This is a genomic window from Microbacterium aerolatum (assembly GCF_007988825.1).
In the GTDB taxonomy this organism is placed as follows: Bacteria; Actinomycetota; Actinomycetes; order Actinomycetales; family Microbacteriaceae; genus Microbacterium; species Microbacterium aerolatum.
In genome coordinates this window covers 19,674-34,418 of the sequence record NZ_BJUW01000012.1, presented here as the reverse complement: position 1 = coordinate 34,418, position 14,745 = coordinate 19,674, and the positions used below count along the sequence as shown (strand labels likewise).

19 protein-coding genes and 1 pseudogene are annotated in these 14,745 nt (G+C 67.6%); 13 read left to right on the top strand and 7 right to left on the bottom strand.

Going from position 1 to position 14,745, the window contains the following annotated elements; genetic code table 11:
• Nucleotides 1–6: 6 nt before the first annotated feature.
• Both MAE01_RS12490 and MAE01_RS12485 read left to right on the top strand, forming a co-directional pair.
• Entirely contained in the window at nucleotides 7–948 is a 942-nt protein-coding gene (locus MAE01_RS12490; protein ID WP_147039891.1) for a glycosyltransferase family 2 protein, read from the top strand.
• Nucleotides 949–973: 25 nt separating this feature from the next.
• Nucleotides 974–1,747: an SDR family NAD(P)-dependent oxidoreductase gene (locus tag MAE01_RS12485; RefSeq protein WP_147039890.1), complete on the top strand. Its 774-nt coding sequence runs from the start codon at nucleotides 974–976 to the stop codon at nucleotides 1,745–1,747.
• 11 nt (nucleotides 1,748–1,758) lie between these two features.
• On the opposite strand, the gene MAE01_RS12480 is transcribed toward MAE01_RS12485, so the two are convergent.
• The gene (locus tag MAE01_RS12480; RefSeq protein WP_147039945.1) at nucleotides 1,759–3,816 is read right to left on the bottom strand and encodes an ABC transporter ATP-binding protein; all 2,058 of its coding nucleotides are present in this window, start codon (nucleotides 3,814–3,816) and stop codon (nucleotides 1,759–1,761) included.
• A gap of 221 nt (nucleotides 3,817–4,037) precedes the next feature.
• Here MAE01_RS12480 and MAE01_RS12475 point away from each other — a divergent pair, with 221 nt between their 5' ends.
• Nucleotides 4,038–5,447 (top strand): MDR family MFS transporter, encoded by a 1,410-nt coding sequence (locus MAE01_RS12475; RefSeq protein WP_147039944.1) that lies wholly within the window; start codon nucleotides 4,038–4,040, stop codon nucleotides 5,445–5,447.
• A gap of 26 nt (nucleotides 5,448–5,473) precedes the next feature.
• Here the strand turns inward: MAE01_RS12475 and MAE01_RS16015 are convergent, their stop codons facing one another.
• The gene (locus MAE01_RS16015; protein WP_186806238.1) at nucleotides 5,474–5,620 is read right to left on the bottom strand and encodes a hypothetical protein; all 147 of its coding nucleotides are present in this window, start codon (nucleotides 5,618–5,620) and stop codon (nucleotides 5,474–5,476) included.
• A gap of 98 nt (nucleotides 5,621–5,718) precedes the next feature.
• Between MAE01_RS16015 and MAE01_RS12470 the strand changes: the two genes are divergently transcribed.
• The 3 genes and pseudogenes from MAE01_RS12470 (at nucleotide 5,719) to MAE01_RS16200 (ending at nucleotide 7,304) form a co-directional block, all read left to right on the top strand.
• A complete protein-coding gene (locus MAE01_RS12470) occupies nucleotides 5,719–6,219 on the top strand; it encodes a DUF6328 family protein (RefSeq protein ID WP_147039889.1) in 501 nt (166 codons plus the stop codon).
• A 50-nt stretch (nucleotides 6,220–6,269) separates the two neighbouring features.
• A pseudogene (locus MAE01_RS12465) lies at nucleotides 6,270–6,830 on the top strand (1-acyl-sn-glycerol-3-phosphate acyltransferase); the annotation flags it as partial.
• Between the two features lie 117 nt (nucleotides 6,831–6,947).
• Complete coding sequence (locus MAE01_RS16200; protein WP_307723768.1) at nucleotides 6,948–7,304, top strand: GNAT family N-acetyltransferase; 357 nt, start codon at nucleotides 6,948–6,950, stop codon at nucleotides 7,302–7,304.
• Nucleotides 7,305–7,371: 67 nt separating this feature from the next.
• Here MAE01_RS16200 and MAE01_RS12460 read toward each other — a convergent pair whose 3' ends face one another.
• Nucleotides 7,372–7,827, bottom strand: a complete 456-nt coding sequence (locus tag MAE01_RS12460) for an SRPBCC family protein (RefSeq protein ID WP_147039888.1) — start codon at nucleotides 7,825–7,827, stop codon at nucleotides 7,372–7,374.
• 221 nt (nucleotides 7,828–8,048) lie between these two features.
• Between MAE01_RS12460 and MAE01_RS12455 the strand changes: the two genes are divergently transcribed.
• From MAE01_RS12455 to MAE01_RS12445, 4 genes are all read left to right on the top strand, one after another.
• Complete coding sequence (locus tag MAE01_RS12455) at nucleotides 8,049–8,348, top strand: Fe-S cluster assembly protein HesB (RefSeq protein ID WP_147039887.1); 300 nt, start codon at nucleotides 8,049–8,051, stop codon at nucleotides 8,346–8,348.
• A 127-nt stretch (nucleotides 8,349–8,475) separates the two neighbouring features.
• Nucleotides 8,476–8,646, top strand: coding sequence for a hypothetical protein (locus MAE01_RS16010; RefSeq protein ID WP_186806237.1), 171 nt, complete (start codon nucleotides 8,476–8,478; stop codon nucleotides 8,644–8,646).
• Nucleotides 8,647–8,690: 44 nt separating this feature from the next.
• Nucleotides 8,691–9,239: a type 1 glutamine amidotransferase domain-containing protein gene (locus MAE01_RS12450; RefSeq protein ID WP_147039886.1), complete on the top strand. Its 549-nt coding sequence runs from the start codon at nucleotides 8,691–8,693 to the stop codon at nucleotides 9,237–9,239.
• The gene (locus MAE01_RS12445) at nucleotides 9,239–9,628 is read left to right on the top strand and encodes a barstar family protein (RefSeq protein ID WP_147039885.1); all 390 of its coding nucleotides are present in this window, start codon (nucleotides 9,239–9,241) and stop codon (nucleotides 9,626–9,628) included. The genes MAE01_RS12450 and MAE01_RS12445 overlap by 1 nt, the downstream gene beginning before the upstream one ends.
• An 8-nt stretch (nucleotides 9,629–9,636) precedes the next feature.
• Here MAE01_RS12445 and MAE01_RS12440 read toward each other — a convergent pair whose 3' ends face one another.
• Nucleotides 9,637–10,209 (bottom strand): alpha/beta fold hydrolase, encoded by a 573-nt coding sequence (locus MAE01_RS12440; protein WP_229718055.1) that lies wholly within the window; start codon nucleotides 10,207–10,209, stop codon nucleotides 9,637–9,639.
• Nucleotides 10,210–10,345: 136 nt separating this feature from the next.
• On the opposite strand from MAE01_RS12440, the gene MAE01_RS12435 reads away from it, so the two are divergent.
• Nucleotides 10,346–11,242 (top strand): macrolide 2'-phosphotransferase, encoded by an 897-nt coding sequence (locus tag MAE01_RS12435; protein ID WP_147039883.1) that lies wholly within the window; start codon nucleotides 10,346–10,348, stop codon nucleotides 11,240–11,242.
• A 21-nt stretch (nucleotides 11,243–11,263) separates the two neighbouring features.
• Nucleotides 11,264–11,704: an alternative ribosome rescue aminoacyl-tRNA hydrolase ArfB gene (gene arfB, locus MAE01_RS12430; protein ID WP_147039882.1), complete on the top strand. Its 441-nt coding sequence runs from the start codon at nucleotides 11,264–11,266 to the stop codon at nucleotides 11,702–11,704.
• Nucleotides 11,705–11,730: 26 nt separating this feature from the next.
• Here the strand turns inward: arfB and MAE01_RS12425 are convergent, their stop codons facing one another.
• Together MAE01_RS12425 and MAE01_RS12420 are read right to left on the bottom strand one after the other, a co-directional pair.
• Nucleotides 11,731–12,285: a pyridoxine/pyridoxamine 5'-phosphate oxidase gene (locus tag MAE01_RS12425; protein ID WP_147039881.1), complete on the bottom strand. Its 555-nt coding sequence runs from the start codon at nucleotides 12,283–12,285 to the stop codon at nucleotides 11,731–11,733.
• A complete protein-coding gene (locus MAE01_RS12420; RefSeq protein ID WP_147039880.1) occupies nucleotides 12,282–13,301 on the bottom strand; it encodes a helix-turn-helix transcriptional regulator in 1,020 nt (339 codons plus the stop codon). The genes MAE01_RS12425 and MAE01_RS12420 overlap by 4 nt, the downstream gene beginning before the upstream one ends.
• 107 nt (nucleotides 13,302–13,408) lie before the next feature.
• On the opposite strand from MAE01_RS12420, the gene MAE01_RS12415 reads away from it, so the two are divergent.
• Nucleotides 13,409–13,801 carry a VOC family protein gene (locus MAE01_RS12415; RefSeq protein WP_147039879.1) on the top strand — a complete coding sequence of 131 codons (393 nt, stop codon included), beginning with the start codon at nucleotides 13,409–13,411 and terminating at the stop codon, nucleotides 13,799–13,801.
• Here MAE01_RS12415 and MAE01_RS12410 read toward each other — a convergent pair.
• Entirely contained in the window at nucleotides 13,764–14,741 is a 978-nt protein-coding gene (locus MAE01_RS12410; RefSeq protein ID WP_186806236.1) for a DMT family transporter, read from the bottom strand. The two genes, MAE01_RS12415 and MAE01_RS12410, sit on opposite strands and share 38 nt — an antisense overlap.
• Between the last annotated feature and the right edge of the window lie 4 nt (nucleotides 14,742–14,745).

Sequence of the window (14,745 nt, the reverse complement as noted above, 5' to 3'; positions counted from 1 at the left end):
CGGATCGTGCCAGACCCGATCGTCACGCTCATCGTTCCCGGCCGCGACATCGAGTCGTTCGCCCCGGCGGCGATCGCATCGCTGCAGGCGCAGACCGAGCCCCGCTGGCGCGCGATCCTCATCGACGACGGTTCGGTCGACGCCACCGGCGACGTGTTCGCGGGTGCCGCAGCATCCGACTCGCGATTCGAGTTCGTCCGGCATGAGGCATCCCGGGGCCTCGGCGCCGCGCGCAACATCGGCATCGACCGTGTCGACACGGAGTTCCTCGGCTTCCTCGACGGCGACGACGAGCTCACCCCGATCGCCCTCGAGCGTCTCTCCGGAACCCTGGCGGAGACCGGCAGCGACTTCATCGCCGGCGCATACGTCCGAACGCGCCCCCACGGACACGGCTACGCCCCCGGCCGCGTGCAGCCATGGACGTCCGCCGCGACCGACCCCGCTCGTCTGCGCACCGACATCTTCGATCACCCCGCGGCATCCGCGAACATCGTCGCGTGGTCGAAGATCAGCCGCACCGACCTGTGGACCGATCTGCGATTCCCCGAGGGCGTCTCCTATGAGGACCAGATCGTCGCACAGCAGATGTACACCCGCGCACGTTCCTTCGACGTGATCCCCGATGTCGTCGTGCACTGGCGCATCCGTGCCGACGGCACCTCGATCACCCAGAGCAGGGATCAGCTGCCCGTACTTCTCGACTATCTCGCAGCTCTTCGCGGCGGCATCCGCGTGCTGCGCGAGGCCGGGGCGCACGCCGCGGTGACCGCTAGGCTCGATCTCATCCTCGCCATGGACATGGCGCCGCTCCAGGAGATCGCCGCCGTCCACCCCGACCCCGCCTACGCTGCGGAGGTCCAGGCGTTCCTCGACGAACTGCGCGCACTCCCCGAGTTCCGAGACGCCCATCCCGACCCCGATCTGGCCACGGCGCTCAGCTGGTGATGCCCGCGGCCTCGAAAGAGACCCTGTGACCTCCTATCTCGAATCCCTCTTCTCGCTCGACGGCCGCACGGCCATCGTCACCGGCGGCAGCTCGGGCATCGGCCGCGGAATCGCGAGCGCGCTCGCGCGTGCCGGCGCATCCGTCGTCATCGTCGCCCGCGGCCGAGACCGCATCGACGAGACGGTCGCATCGCTCACCGAGGAAGGATGCCGTGCCGCCGGCGTCGTCGGCGACCTCAGCGCCCGCGACGGCATCCGTGCGCTGGCGGAGGACGCCGTCGCCCCGTTCGGCGAACCGGACATCCTGGTCAACTCCGCCGGCATCAACATCCGCCCGCCCTACGCGGAGATCACCGAGGACGACTGGGATGCCACGATGACCGTGAATGCCCTCGCACCGTTCCTGCTCGGGCAGCGGTACGGCGTCGGCATGGCCGAGCGGGGTTACGGCCGCCTCATCCACATCAGCTCGCAGCAGGCGCACCGTGCCTTCGTCGGCAGCGGCATCTACGGAGCGTCGAAGGGCGCCGTCGAATCGCTCATGCGATCAGAAGCCGAGGCGTGGGGTCACCATGGCGTGACCAGCAACACGCTCGTACCAGGGTTCGTGCTCACTCCCCTGAACGCGCGGTTGCAGGAAGACCCGGTCAAGGTGGCAGAGCTCGCCGAACGCACCATGATCGGCCGCAACGGCCTCCCGGAGGACTTCGCCGCCGCATCCGTCTTCCTCGCCGGTGCAGGCTCGGCGTACATCACCGGCCACTCGCTGTTCGTCGACGGCGGCATGTCCGCGCACTGACGCGGTTCGGATCACCCGTCCGCCGGATACACCCGCTGGTCGGCGGACGGCCCGTCGAGCAGCGGCACCGGCGCGGTGAGGGTGTTCACGGCATCCTCCGCGACGGATCCCTCGGGCGCACGATCGGCACGACGGTCGGCGAACGCGGCCGGCTTGCCGCCTCCGATCGCCTGCTCGAGCTCCGTCTCGGTGTCGAGGATCTGGGATGCCGCGACCTGCTGTGCGGCGAGTTCGGCGTAGAGCCCTCCTCGCGCCAGCAGTTCGCTGTGCGTGCCCGATTCGACAATGTGTCCGGCCTCGAGAACATGGATCACATCGGCGCCCATCACGGTCGACAGCCGGTGCGCGATCGACAGGACGGTGCGGCCCTTCGCCGCTTCGTCGAGGGCCTCCTGCACGACGCGCTCCGACACCGTGTCGAGCGCGCTGGTCGCCTCGTCGAGCAGCAGAACCGGCGGGTCCTTCAGCAGTACGCGCGCGATGGCGATGCGCTGCTTCTCGCCGCCGGAGAGACGGTAGCCCCGCTCGCCCACGACGGTGTCGTAGCCACGCTCGAAGCCGGCGATGATGTGGTGGATGTTCGCCGCCTGGCACGCCGCGATCAGTTCCTCCTCGGATGCCTCCGGCTTGGCGTAGAGCAGGTTCTCGCGGATCGTCGCGTGGAACAGATACGTCTCCTGCGACACGATGCCGACGTCGTCGATGATCGACTCCTGGGTCAGCGTGCGGACATCCGCGCCGGCGAACATCACGCTGCCGCCGTGCGCCTCGTACAGCCGCGGCGCCAGGTACAGCACGGTCGTCTTGCCCGCACCGGACGGCCCGACGAACGCGACGTGCTGGCCGGGGTCGGCCGTGAACGAGACGCCCTGCAGCGTCGGGCGTGTGCCGGGCGCTGCATCCGGGTATCGGAAGACGACGTCCCGGAACTCGACGCGTCCGCGCGGGCCCGGTGCACGCGAGACAGGGATGGCGTCCGGCGCATCCTCGATCTCCGGCACCAGGTCGAGGTACTCGAAGATGCGCGCGAACAGCGCGGACGACGTCTGCAGATCTAGCGAGACGCGCATCAGGCCCATCAGCGGCTGCAGCAGCCGCGCCTGCACGGTGGTGAACGCGACGACGGTTCCCGCCGTGATCGCGCCCTCGCCGCCGGCGATGAGATAGCCCGCGACGAGGTAGATCACGGCGGGGACGGATGCCATCAGCACCTGCACCACCGCGAAGAATCCCTGACCGCTCATGGCCCGGCGCACCTGCAGCGCGACCTGGTTGCGGTTCTCGGCCTGGTAGCGCTCGGACTCGGTGCGCTGCCGGTTGAACGCCTTCGACAGCAGCATGCCCGACACGCTCAGGGTCTCCTGCGTGATGGCGGTCAGCTCAGACAGCGACTCCTGCGTCTCCCCCGCGATCCGTGCACGCACCTGTCCGACCTTGCGCTGGACGATGACGAGGAACGGCATCAGCACGACGGCGATCAGGGTGAGGCGCCAGTCGATGATGATCATCGCGACAAGGGACGCGATCACGGTGACGACGTTGCCGAGGATGCTGGTGACCGTGTTGGTCAGCACGCCGGAGACGCCGCCGACGTCGTTCTGCAGGCGCGACTGGATCACCCCGGTCTTGGTGCGGGTGAAGAACCCGAGCTCCATGGCCTGCAGGTGCTCGAACAGCCGGACCCGCAAGTCGCCGGTGACGCTGTTGCCGACGGTCGAGGTCAGCCAGGTCTGAGCGACCCCGAGCACCGCTGAGAAGAGGAACAGCCCGATCATGGCGAGTACCAGACGGATGAGAAGCCCGATCTCGGGGCTGCCGCCATCCGTGGGGAACAGCGCGTCGTCGAAGATGCGCTGCACGATCAGCGGCGGGATGACGGCGATCGCGGCGCCGACAATGACGAGGATACCGGTGAGGATGATGCGGCCGAGATAGGGGCGGAACAGCCCGACGACGCGCTTGCCGAGACCTGCGATCCTCGGAGCCTGCGCGTTCAGCTTCTTCTGCGCCGCTTCGTCGACGCCGCGGAACCCGCCACCGCCCCCGCCGCGTCCGCCCATTCCACCCATGCTCATGCGCTCAGCCTAATCCGCGAGAAATCTCGCCCCGGCGGGAATGTGCCGCAGCCGGGCAGGGTTATTCTGGAACGTCGCGCACGAGCGGATGCCGGGTCTGTCGGTTCCGTCTTCGGCCTTCCGCCACACCCACGCACTGAGGAGACGCTTTGGCCACCACATCAACCGGGTCGGTGCCCACCGTCAAGGCCGCACCGCTCATCGCGCCCTCGGACATGCGCGTCATCTGGCTGCTGCTGGTGGCGGCCTTCGTCGCGATCCTCAACGAGACCACGATGGGAATCGCGATCCCGCACCTGAACACCGACCTCGGCATCCCGCCCGAGCTCGGCCAGTGGCTCACGAGCGCGTTCATGCTGACGATGGCGATCGTCATCCCGACGACCGGCTACCTGCTGCAGCGCTTCACCACGCGCCAGATCTTCATCGCCGCGATGAGCGCGTTCACGCTCGGCACCCTGGTGTGCCTGCTGGCGCCGGGGTTCGCCGTGCTGCTGGTGGGTCGCGTGATCCAGGCTGGCGGCACCGGCATCATGATGCCGCTGCTGATGACGACGATGATGAACGTCGTCCCGCCGCAGTCGCGCGGCCGCATGATGGGCCGCGTGGGCCTCGTCATCTCGCTCGCGCCCGCCATCGGTCCGACGCTCGCGGGCGCCGTGCTCAACGTCGCGAGCTGGCGCGTGCTGTTCGCGATCGTCCTCCCGATCGCGATCATCGCCCTCGCCATGGGCGCCAAGTGGATGACGAACCTCGGCGAGACGACCAGCGCTCCGATCGACGTGCTCTCCATCGTGCTGTCCGCATTCGGCTTCGGCGGCGTCGTCTACGGCCTCAGCCAGTTCGGCGGCGAGGGCGAATCGGGCGGAGCGACGGTCGGTGTGGCGTCACTCGTGATCGGCGGCATCTCTCTCGCCCTGTTCGTCTGGCGGCAGATCGTGCTGCAGCGCGTGGACGACGCACTGCTCGACCTGCGCGTCTTCCGCAGTCGCAACTACACGATCGCGGTGATCGTGATGGCGATCCTCGCTCTGTCGATGTTCGGCACGCTCGTCCTGCTGCCGCAGTACCTGCAGAACGTCGCGGGTCTCGACGCCCTCCAGTCAGGACTCGTCCTGCTGCCCGGCTCCGTGCTGATGGGTCTGCTCGGTCCAGTGATGGGCCGCATCTACGACGCCCGCGGCACGCGCACGCTGCTCATCCCCGGCACGATCATGGTCTCGGCCGCGCTGTTCTTCTACTCGACGGTCGGCGAGCACACCGTATGGTGGCTGCTGGTCATCGCCCAGGCGATCATGTCGGTGGGGCTGGCCATGTCCTTCACGCCGCTGTTCTCGGCGTCGCTCGGATCACTGCGTCGTCACCTGTACTCGCACGGTTCCGCCGCGCTGAACACGATCCAGCAGGTGGGCGGCGCCGCCGGTGTCGCTCTGCTGACGGTGGTGTACTCGTCGATCCTGCACGCCGGTGAGCACGAGGGACTCGAGACGGCTGCAGCCGGCGCTCCGGGCGCACGGATGGCCTTCCTGATCGCCGCGATCATCTCGCTGGGCGCCGTGGCGCTGAGCGCCTTCGTGCGCAAGCCGGCGGATGACGTGGACGCGGAGTTCGTCGGAGGCCACTGACCTCCGAGGCGGATGCCCGGTGTCGCTCAGGCGCCGGGCATCGCGCAGGATCCGCCGCCGCAGCAGCCACCCGCGCTCTCATCGCCCAGCAGGTTGAGGCCTGCGGGTGCCGACAGCTGCGCTTCCTGCGTGGCTTCGGCCTGCACGGCATCCTGAGTCTTCGAAGAAGTCATGCCACTATGCTACGCCGACATCCAGGAGTCGGCTCGGCACGGCATCCCGCGCCGTCAAGGGGCTGGACAGGCTGTCGACGTGACTGAAGACTCGACGCATGCAACGAGATGACCCCTCCGCTGACGTCCTCCGCGAGGACGGCCGTGACGAGACGCCCAATGAGCGCGCCGACCGCAACTGGGACGAGCTCATGCAGGAGCTGCGGGTCATGCAGACGGGCACGCAGGTGCTCTCCGGGTTCCTGCTCGCCGTCGCGTTCCAGCCGCGATTCACCGAGCTCGACCCGCTGCAGGTCGGGCTCTACCTCGTCCTCGTCGGGCTCGCAGCGCTGGCGACGATCCTCGCGCTGGCTCCCGTCGGCATGCATCGTTCGCTGTTCGGACAGCGCCGCAAACCCGACCTCGTGCGGATGGGCTCGATGATGGTCAAGGCCGACCTGGTGGTCGTCGGCGCGCTCAGCGTCGGCGTCACGGCTCTGATCGTCGATTTCACGCTGGATCGCACCTTCGCGATCGTCGTCCTCGCAGTCGGGACGCTCGTGGTCCTCGGACTGTGGCTCGTGCTGCCGCTGGTGGCACGTTCGACGCTGCGCTCATGATGCTCGCGCCCATGCCGGACCGCGCATACCTCCTCACCTACGGTTGAGACATGCTGCGACGACTCATAGCCCGTGCCTTCTGGGCCCTCAGCCGTTGGAAGCTGGTCGGCGAACCCGCCCCCTCCCGCCCGACTGTCTTGATCGGCGCGCCGCACACATCGAACTGGGACTTCGCTCTCATGCTCGCGATCGCGTGGCGGCTGGGCATGGATATCCACTGGCTCGGCAAGAAGAGCCTGTTCGCGGGCTGGCGCGGCCCCATCATGCGCAGACTCGGCGGCCTCCCGGTCGATCGCGCCGATCCGAGCCGCGTCGTGTCCGACGTCGTCGCCCGCGTCCGCGCCGGCGAGACCTTCGGCCTCGTGGTGACGCCCGATGGCACCCGCGGGAACAACGCGTACTGGAAGTCAGGTTTCTATCGCATCGCGCGGGATGCCGGGATGCCCGTCACTCTCGGGTTCGTCGACAGGACGACCATGACGACCGGCCTCGGCCCCACTTTCGATCTCACCGGAGACGTCTCCACCGACATGGACCGGATCCGCGCGTTCTACTCCGACAAGTCCGGGTTCCGGCCCGAGCGTCGCAGCGAGCCGCGTCTGCGCGAGGAGGGTCTGGCACCGCTCTCGTTCACGATCAGGCGGGTCGCCCCGGAAGATGCGGGCGAGATCCTGACCGTGCAGCGCGCGGCCTTCGTCTCCGAGGCGCTCATCTACGGCGGCGTCGACATGCCCCCGCTGACGCAGACTCTCGACCAGCTGAAGGCGGAGATCACCGAGAACGACGGCTGGGTCGCAGTGACGGACGGGAGGCTCGTCGGGGCGCTCCGCGCGGTTCAGGACGGCGAGCTCCTACTGATCGGGCGTATCGCGATCGCACCCGACATGCAGGGCGAGGGCATCGGGCGAGCTCTTCTCCAGGCTGCCGAGGACGGCAGCACCGCCGCGCAGGCCGAGCTGTTCACCGGGAGCCTCAGCGAGGCCAACATCCGGCTCTACGAATCATGCGGTTACGTGCAGGCTCAGCGCGTTCCGCAGGATGACGGCACCGAGCAGGTCTACCTGCGCAAGCAGCTGCGTCCCTGACGGGCGCGCAGCCGCCGAAGCGGCCCGGTGCTGGGGATGTGGGATTCACCGGGCCGCTCGGACATTCTCAGGCTTCGACGTCGCCTCGCCAGGCTCCGGTCTCGGCTCCACGGCTCTCGATGAACTCCTTGAAGTTCTGAAGATCCTTCTTCACGGCGTGCGAGCCCGCTCCCACAACCGCGCCGGCCTTCTCGACGAAGCCCTCGGGCTCCCAGTCGATCTGGACGGTGACGCGCGTGGATGCGTCTGTGAGCTTGTGGAAGGTGACGGCGCCGGCGTGATCCGCCTCACCGCCGGTGCTCGTCCAGGCGACGCGCTCGTCGGGGTGCTGTTCCGTGATCACGGCATCGAACTCCCGATCGGCGCCGGCGACGTTGACCTTCCAGTGCGTGGTGGTGTCATTCACCTGAGTCACGGACACGACCTCGTCGAGGAACTCGGGGAAGCTCTCGAACTGGGTCCACTGGTTGTAGGCCACCCGGACGGGCACCTCGACGTCGATGGTCTCGATGATCTGGGCCATGCTTGTCTCCTGTCTGTCGTCGGCTTGCGCGTCCATTCATCAGCAGCCGGCATCGAACGCACAGGGGGTTGACATCGGGCCGCTCGGTGCGCGAGCCGGCCGCGCCCGACGTGAGAGGTTCCTCACAATCCGGCGCTCGGGTTGAAGACAGCGCCAGAGTGCGGAATCGTGGCCCGGACATGTTCTGACCGGAGCATGTCCGCAAACGGAAGGAGAGCGCTGTGCTCACCCTGACCGAGAATGCAGATGCCGTCGTCACCACGATCGTCGGCCGAGAGGATGCCAGCGCAGACGCGGGGCTTCGCATCCAGACCGCGGAGGGACAGGGACCGAACGGCGAGGCTCGTTTCGCCGTTCACGTCGTGCCCTCCCCCGAACCCGCCGATGTCGTCGTCGAGGGCCCCGGCAGCCGGGTCTTCCTTGAGGATGCCGCCGCTGAGGCGCTCTCCGACAAGGTGCTCGACGCCGGAGTGGACGATCAGGGGGCCGTGAGCTTCACGATCCTGCCGCAGCCGGCCTGATCGAGCAGACGAAAGAGCGGGTGGGATGCTTCGGCATCCCACCCGTTTTGCTGTCATCCGTCAACCCCCTGCGGCACCGAAGGCTGATGGACGCATGATGAGTGGACGCGATTCGAAGGAGGACGACATGTCTGACCCGAAGGACCCACAGGAAGACCAGGCCAGCGAGGTTCCCGTCGAGGAGACCCGCACCGACGAAGAGAGCTTCGAGCCGATCACGCCCGAGGGCGTGCGGACCGGAACCCCGGCCGTTCCCGATCCCAAGGATTCGCAGAACCCGCCGCCGCGTCGTCAGTGACGTTCCCCAGACACCGAACCCATCCCCGCGAAAGGAGAAACATCATGGCAGAACTCGACGGCAAGAAGGTGGCATTCCTGCTCACCGACGGATTCGAGGACAGCGAGCTCACCAGCCCCTGGGGCGCGGTGACGGATGCCGGCGCGAGCGCGCAGTTGATCTCACCGGCTGACCAGAAGGTGACGGGAAAGAACGGTCACGAGCAGAAGGTCGATCAGCCGGTGGCGAGCGCCGACGCGTCTGCGTTCGACGCGCTCGTGCTCCCCGGCGGCGTCGTCAACGCGGATCACCTCCGGATGGATCAGGATGCCGTCGCCTTCGCGAAGGCGTTCTTCGAGGCGCACAAGCCGGTCGCGGTGATCTGCCACGGCGCGTGGATCCTCACCGAGGCCGATCTGGTGCGCGGTCGGAAGCTCACCAGCTATCCGAGCCTGCAGACCGATCTGCGCAACGCGGGAGCCACCTGGGTCGACGAGGAGGTCGTGGTCGATGATGGCCTCGTCTCCAGTCGCACGCCCGACGATCTGCCGGCGTTCAACGCGAAGACGGTCGAGGAGATCGCCGAAGGTCCGCATGCGGGCCAGCATGCCTGATGACCGGATACCGGATCGACGGTGAGGACGTCGGAGGGATCGCCGATCTCTACGAGCAGTTCAATCGCGAGTTCATGCGGGATGAGGACTGGGAGATGGGCGCCAGCCTGGATGCCCTGAACGACGTCCTGCACCGCCTCGACACCGAGTCACGCGATGGAGATCAGGCCGTGGTGGTCTGGCATGACCATGCGCGCAGTCGCGAGGTGCTCGGTTTCGAGGCGACGCAGCGCTGGCTGCTGGACAAGCTCGCCCAGCCGCATGCGTACGACGAGGCCCGCATCATGTCGGACCTGGACGCGCTGCGCGCCGGGACGGGGAAGACGTACTTCGATCTGGTGCTCGAGGTGTTCTCCGATCACCCGCTCATCGATCTTCAGCTGCGCTGAAGGCCGCGTCAGTCCCAGTCGAGGTACTCCTCGATGATGACGGCGGTCTCGATCGGATGGGTGACCGGGAAGAAGTGGTCGGCGCCCTCGAGCGTCTTCACGCTCGCGCGCTCGGGGGCGGTCTCCTGCAGACGCTCGCCGTTGGCGGGAGGCGTGACGGTGTCGTCGGTGCCCTGGACGATCAGGACCGGGATCGCCCGCGCGAGCGGGGTGTCGTCATCCTCGGCGCCGAGCAGCAGCAGACCGTTCGAGCGGTCCGTGTGCGCCGCGGCGAAGGCGCGCGCGACGGTGCCGCCGTAACCGTGTCCGCCGATCCAGGTGTCTTCGAGACCGAGGTCGTCGATCACCGCGAGGACGTCGTCTGCCTGGGCGCGAGCTGCCGCGGCATCCACACCGTCAGCCTGCAGGCCGATCCGCACGACGTGGAAGCCGGCTTCCTCGGCGAGGTAGTGCGCCACGACTCCGAGACCGTCGCTGTCGAGGTCGCGCACGGTGACCAGCACCAGAGAGACGGGGCCCTCTCCCTCGACGATGTACGGCACGGCACGGCCGTCCGGTTCGAAGATGCTCTGCTGCGTCACTGTCTGGCCTTCCGTATCCACCGATTTGCGCGCCGAGCACCAGATGCCCGATGACGCGCACTGCAGCTTCGATCGTACCTGCCGACGTATTGGCGGCACCGGGCGGCGGTGATCGCCGGTGTGGAAGAGTGGCGGCATGACGACCGAAGCTACTGACCGGAAGTCCATCGCAGATCTCGCTGCCTCGCACGGTCTGGATGTCGTACCCGAGTCGATCTCGCTGAACGAACTCGGGCTCGATTTTCGTGTGGCGTTCGCCGAAACGGATGGCGCTGAGAAGTGGGTGCTGCGAATTCCCCGACGCGCGGATGTCGCGCCTCGCGCTGCCGTCGAGGGACGGCTGCTGGATCGCATCCAACCGCATCTCGACGTGGAGATCCCGGACTGGCGAATCCACGCCGCCGACCTGATCGCCTATCCGCTCCTGCCGGGCGAGCCGGGGCTCACCATCGGCGAGGATGGTGAGCCCGCCTGGCACTTCGATGTCGAGTCGGACGCGTTCGCCCATTCGCTCGGCGATCTGCTCGCCCAGTTGCACTCGATCGATCCGGAGGAGGTGTCGACCACCGGCATCGACATCCGCACCGCCGCGGAGACTCGCCAAGGGATCCGCGACGATATCGCTCGGGTCTCGGCCGAGTTCGCGATCGCTGCCGACCTGCTGTCGCGGTGGCGCACATGGCTGGCGGATGACGATTACTGGCCGACGTGGTCGGTGCTGACCCACGGCGAGGTCTACCCCGCTCATCTGCTGCTCACCGACGAGAAGATCGTGGGAGTGCTGGACTGGACCACAGCGGCGATCGGCGATCCGGCGAGAGACTTCGTGTTCCACCGGGCGAGTGTTTCGGATCGGTCGTTCGATGCGACAGTGCGGCGATACGTCGAGCGCGGAGGACGGGTATGGCCGAAGCTTGCGGAGCACTGCACAGAGCTTTATTCCACGTCACCGCTCGCCTACGGCTTGTATGCACTGACGACCGGCGATCCGGCGCACCTCGAGGCTGCGGCAGCGCAGCTCGGTCCGCAATAGCGAACATCGGACACTGGTCAGATGGTTGACGTGCGTGTGCCGCCGGGACCCGGCGCTCCGAGGGGCTTGCGCGTCCCGGATGGAGAACTCGTCGAGCAGTTCAGCCACGCGTCCGGACCCGGCGGGCAGGGCGTCAACACCTCGGATTCCCGAGTGCAGCTGAGCCTGGATCTCGCGACGACCACGGCGCTGGATGACGTCCAGCGCGCACGCGTGCTTGCCAACGTCGCGACGAAGCTCTCCGGAACGGTGCTCACCATCAGTGCCGAGGAGCACAGATCCCAGTTGCGCAATCGGGCTGCCGCGCGGGAACGGCTTGCCGAGACCCTGCGCAACGCGGTGATGCCCGATGCTGTGCGGCGCGCCACCCGTCCCACACGCGGATCCCAGCGTCGACGCCTGGAGAGCAAGCGACGTGTCTCGGAGACGAAACGCAATCGTCGGCCGCCGACAAGCGACTGACGCAGGGGGACGAGTCAGGCGGGCACTCAGTTCTCGATCCGCCAACCGTCGTGGTCGCGGACGTAGACCACGCGTGTGTGTTGGCGATCCGGCGACCCCTGCCAGAACTCGACGCGACTCGGCAGGACTCTCCAAAGCGTCCAGTCGTCCGGATCGACCCCGTTCTGCGCCGACGCACTTCTGGCTCGCAGATCGGCGAGGCTCGCTTCTCGGGATGCCTCGATCACGGCCCCACGCACCCGGACCGAGCGCACTAGCGGCTGCCACCAGAACGTGAGCGCCGCAGACGGGCAGGCACTGAGCTGTCCGCCCTTGGCGCTCGTCCGTGTGCTGGCGAACGCCCAGCCACTCGCGTCCACGTCCTTCAGCACCAGCACGCGTGCATCCGGCATCCCGCTCGCGTCGACTGTCGACAGGGTCATCGCGTGCGGCTCCGCCACCTCGCGATGCTGGGCGGCAGCGAGCCACTCGAGGAAGAGCTCCACCGGGTCCTCGGGCAGGCCCGTGAGACCCAGGGGTGGCGCACTCCCCGTCAGCGACGGCAACGCGCGCAACATGGACTTGGTCGATTGCGGGTTCATGCAGAGCTCCTCGCTCGTGTCGAAGTGCGGTTCCCCGGGTGCGAGCCGTCGTCGCCGGCGGCATGCAGCATCCTGGCCGCTGCCGCTCTCACCAGGTCACGGAGCTCGTCGGGATGATCGATCAGCACCTCGCAGCCTAGCGCCGCGATGACCGGGGGTATCCAGTCGAGGCGCTCGGCATGAACCTCGACCCGATGCCATGGCTGGTCGTCCTCGCCCGTACTGTCCAGTCGTTCGAGTCGCGCAACGCTGCGCGGCAGCTGCGCCCGAATCTGTTCCTCGGAGCCGCGAACACGCAACTGGACCTGCCATCGATACTTCGCACTCGCGAAGAGGTCGAGAAGGCGGCTTTCGAGGTCCAGCTTCTGCGGTGCGGTGAAAGACCCCGGCACCGAACGCGCCGTCCGGATCCGATCGACCCGGAACGTGCGTTCCTCCTGAGCGTCCGTGTCGAACGCGATCAGATACCAGCGCCTCGAGTGCGCGATCAGGCCATAAGGATGGATCGTTCGTCGCGAGGGGATGCCCTTGCCGCTCTGATAGCGGATGTCGAGGACGTGCCCACAGTTCACGGCCTCCGCCAGAGTCAGCATCACAGCAGGATCCGGGGCATCTCCTCCATGCGTGGATGCCGACGTCATAGCGCCGAGCAAGGAATCGATCCTTCTCGCATCCTCTGCCGGCAGCGCTCGTTTGATCTTGGACAGCGCCGTCTCCGCCGCGACTTCCGGCCGGGGTGACGCCGCCTGCGCATGGGAAAGTCCCAGGAATACCGAGACGACTTCCTCATTGCTGAACATCAGCGGGAGTACGCGCTGGCCGGACGCGAGTCGGTAACCGCCGTAGCGTCCGCGCAGCGTTTCGACCGGCACTCCCTGCTCGACCAGACGAGCCACGTCTCTGCGAATAGTCCGTTCGTCCACGCCGAGGCGGGCCGCGAGTTCGGGAACAGTGCGCAGCTGTGCGGACTGCAACAGCTCGAGCAGCTGCAGGGCTCGGGCTGTCGTGTCGGCCATGCCTCAATCATCGCAAACCATACCGGGCAGCTTCTGCCCGGTATCAGTCATAGCGTCATACCCGCGCCCAGCTCTCTGGGCCGCATCCACCCCACGAGGAGAACCCCATGCACTTGGCAGCCACCCGCATCATCACCGACGACGTCGACGCGCTTGTCGCGTTCTACGAAGGAGTCACCGGCATCGCCGCCGAGCGACTGCATCCCCTGTTCGCTGAGCTGCGCACTCCGGCCGGCACGCTGGCCATCGCCAGCTCTGCCACCGTTCCGCTGCTCGGTGAGAATGCGGCTGAAGCTCGCGCGAATCGCAGCGTCATGCTGGATTTCCGCGTCGACGACGTCGATGCGACATACGACGCTCTTCAGGATGTCGTCGACGAGTTCGTCAATGCGCCGACGGATATGCCGTGGGGGAATCGTTCGCTTCTCGTCAGGGACCCCGATGGCAATCTGGTCAACCTCTTCACACCGGTCGCCGAGGGGGCCCGGGTCCTGAACTGATCGTTCGCTCCCCCGGGGTGCGCTGTCGCGGGCGCCTGCGCCCGCGGCGGGCATCGACGGCAGTGACGGCGACGAGGCCCGCGATCATCAGCGAACACCCGATCAGCGCAGAGACAGTGATTCTCTCCTGCAGGACGACGAAGCCGAGCACGGCCGCCAACAGCGGCTCGGCAAGACTCAGCGTTCCCGCCAGCGGCGCGGTCGTCAGCCGCAGTCCGTACACGAACAGCGCGTGTGCCTGGGCAGTGCCGGCGAGGCCCGTCCATCCGATCAGCATCAGCGCGTCAGCATCCATCAGGTGCGCGGGATGCAGCACGATGATCGGCGACAGAAGGATGCCGGCGAGGATCAGTGTGAAGCTCGTGGCGGGGAGTGCGGGAACTCCCGTCGAGAGGAATCGCTTCGCGGCGACCGTGTAGACGCCGTAGCAGACGCCGGATACCAGGGCGATGCCGACGCCTGTCGCCTCCGCACCGACTGCACCCGCAGCATCCCACGGGTCGAGCAGAACGGCGCAGCCGACGACCGCGGTCGCCGTGCTGATCACCCAGCCGAGCGTCATGCGGTCACGGGTCCACCACCGGGCGCAGATGCCTGTCGCCACCGGGGCGACTCCCAATGCGATCACCGTGCCGAGTCCCGCACCCAGCTGATCCACTGCGTGCATGAAGGTCACCTGGTAGACGCCGGTGGCCAGCGCGGCCAGCAGAACCCAACCGATGACGTCTGAGCGCAGAACCCGCCACCACGCCGCCGGCCGTGGACAGAAGAGTGCCAGCGCCGCCCCGCCGACCAGCAACCGAGCAACCCCCAGCGAACCAGGATCGACCTCGGACGCGGCGAGCACCTGGGCCGGACCCACGGTGCCCCACAGCAACGCGGCACCGAGCACCGCTGCCGGGCCGATCGCGCGAGAGAGATTGGAGCGTCGTTCATCCAACAAG

Coding starts and splice junctions, on each gene's coding strand:
- MAE01_RS12480 (WP_147039945.1), bottom strand. CDS start 3,816: ATGGGTGGAATGGGCGGACGCGGCGGGGGCGGTGGCGGGTTCCGCGGC.
- MAE01_RS12475 (WP_147039944.1), top strand. CDS start 4,038: ATGCGCGTCATCTGGCTGCTGCTGGTGGCGGCCTTCGTCGCGATCCTC.
- MAE01_RS16015 (WP_186806238.1), bottom strand. CDS start 5,620: ATGACTTCTTCGAAGACTCAGGATGCCGTGCAGGCCGAAGCCACGCAG.
- MAE01_RS12470 (WP_147039889.1), top strand. CDS start 5,719: ATGCAACGAGATGACCCCTCCGCTGACGTCCTCCGCGAGGACGGCCGT.
- MAE01_RS16200 (WP_307723768.1), top strand. CDS start 6,948: ATGCCCCCGCTGACGCAGACTCTCGACCAGCTGAAGGCGGAGATCACC.
- MAE01_RS12460 (WP_147039888.1), bottom strand. CDS start 7,827: ATGGCCCAGATCATCGAGACCATCGACGTCGAGGTGCCCGTCCGGGTG.
- MAE01_RS16010 (WP_186806237.1), top strand. CDS start 8,476: ATGTCTGACCCGAAGGACCCACAGGAAGACCAGGCCAGCGAGGTTCCC.
- MAE01_RS12450 (WP_147039886.1), top strand. CDS start 8,691: ATGGCAGAACTCGACGGCAAGAAGGTGGCATTCCTGCTCACCGACGGA.
- MAE01_RS12445 (WP_147039885.1), top strand. CDS start 9,239: ATGACCGGATACCGGATCGACGGTGAGGACGTCGGAGGGATCGCCGAT.
- MAE01_RS12435 (WP_147039883.1), top strand. CDS start 10,346: ATGACGACCGAAGCTACTGACCGGAAGTCCATCGCAGATCTCGCTGCC.
- arfB (WP_147039882.1), top strand. CDS start 11,264: ATGGTTGACGTGCGTGTGCCGCCGGGACCCGGCGCTCCGAGGGGCTTG.
- MAE01_RS12425 (WP_147039881.1), bottom strand. CDS start 12,285: ATGAACCCGCAATCGACCAAGTCCATGTTGCGCGCGTTGCCGTCGCTG.
- MAE01_RS12420 (WP_147039880.1), bottom strand. CDS start 13,301: ATGGCCGACACGACAGCCCGAGCCCTGCAGCTGCTCGAGCTGTTGCAG.
- MAE01_RS12415 (WP_147039879.1), top strand. CDS start 13,409: ATGCACTTGGCAGCCACCCGCATCATCACCGACGACGTCGACGCGCTT.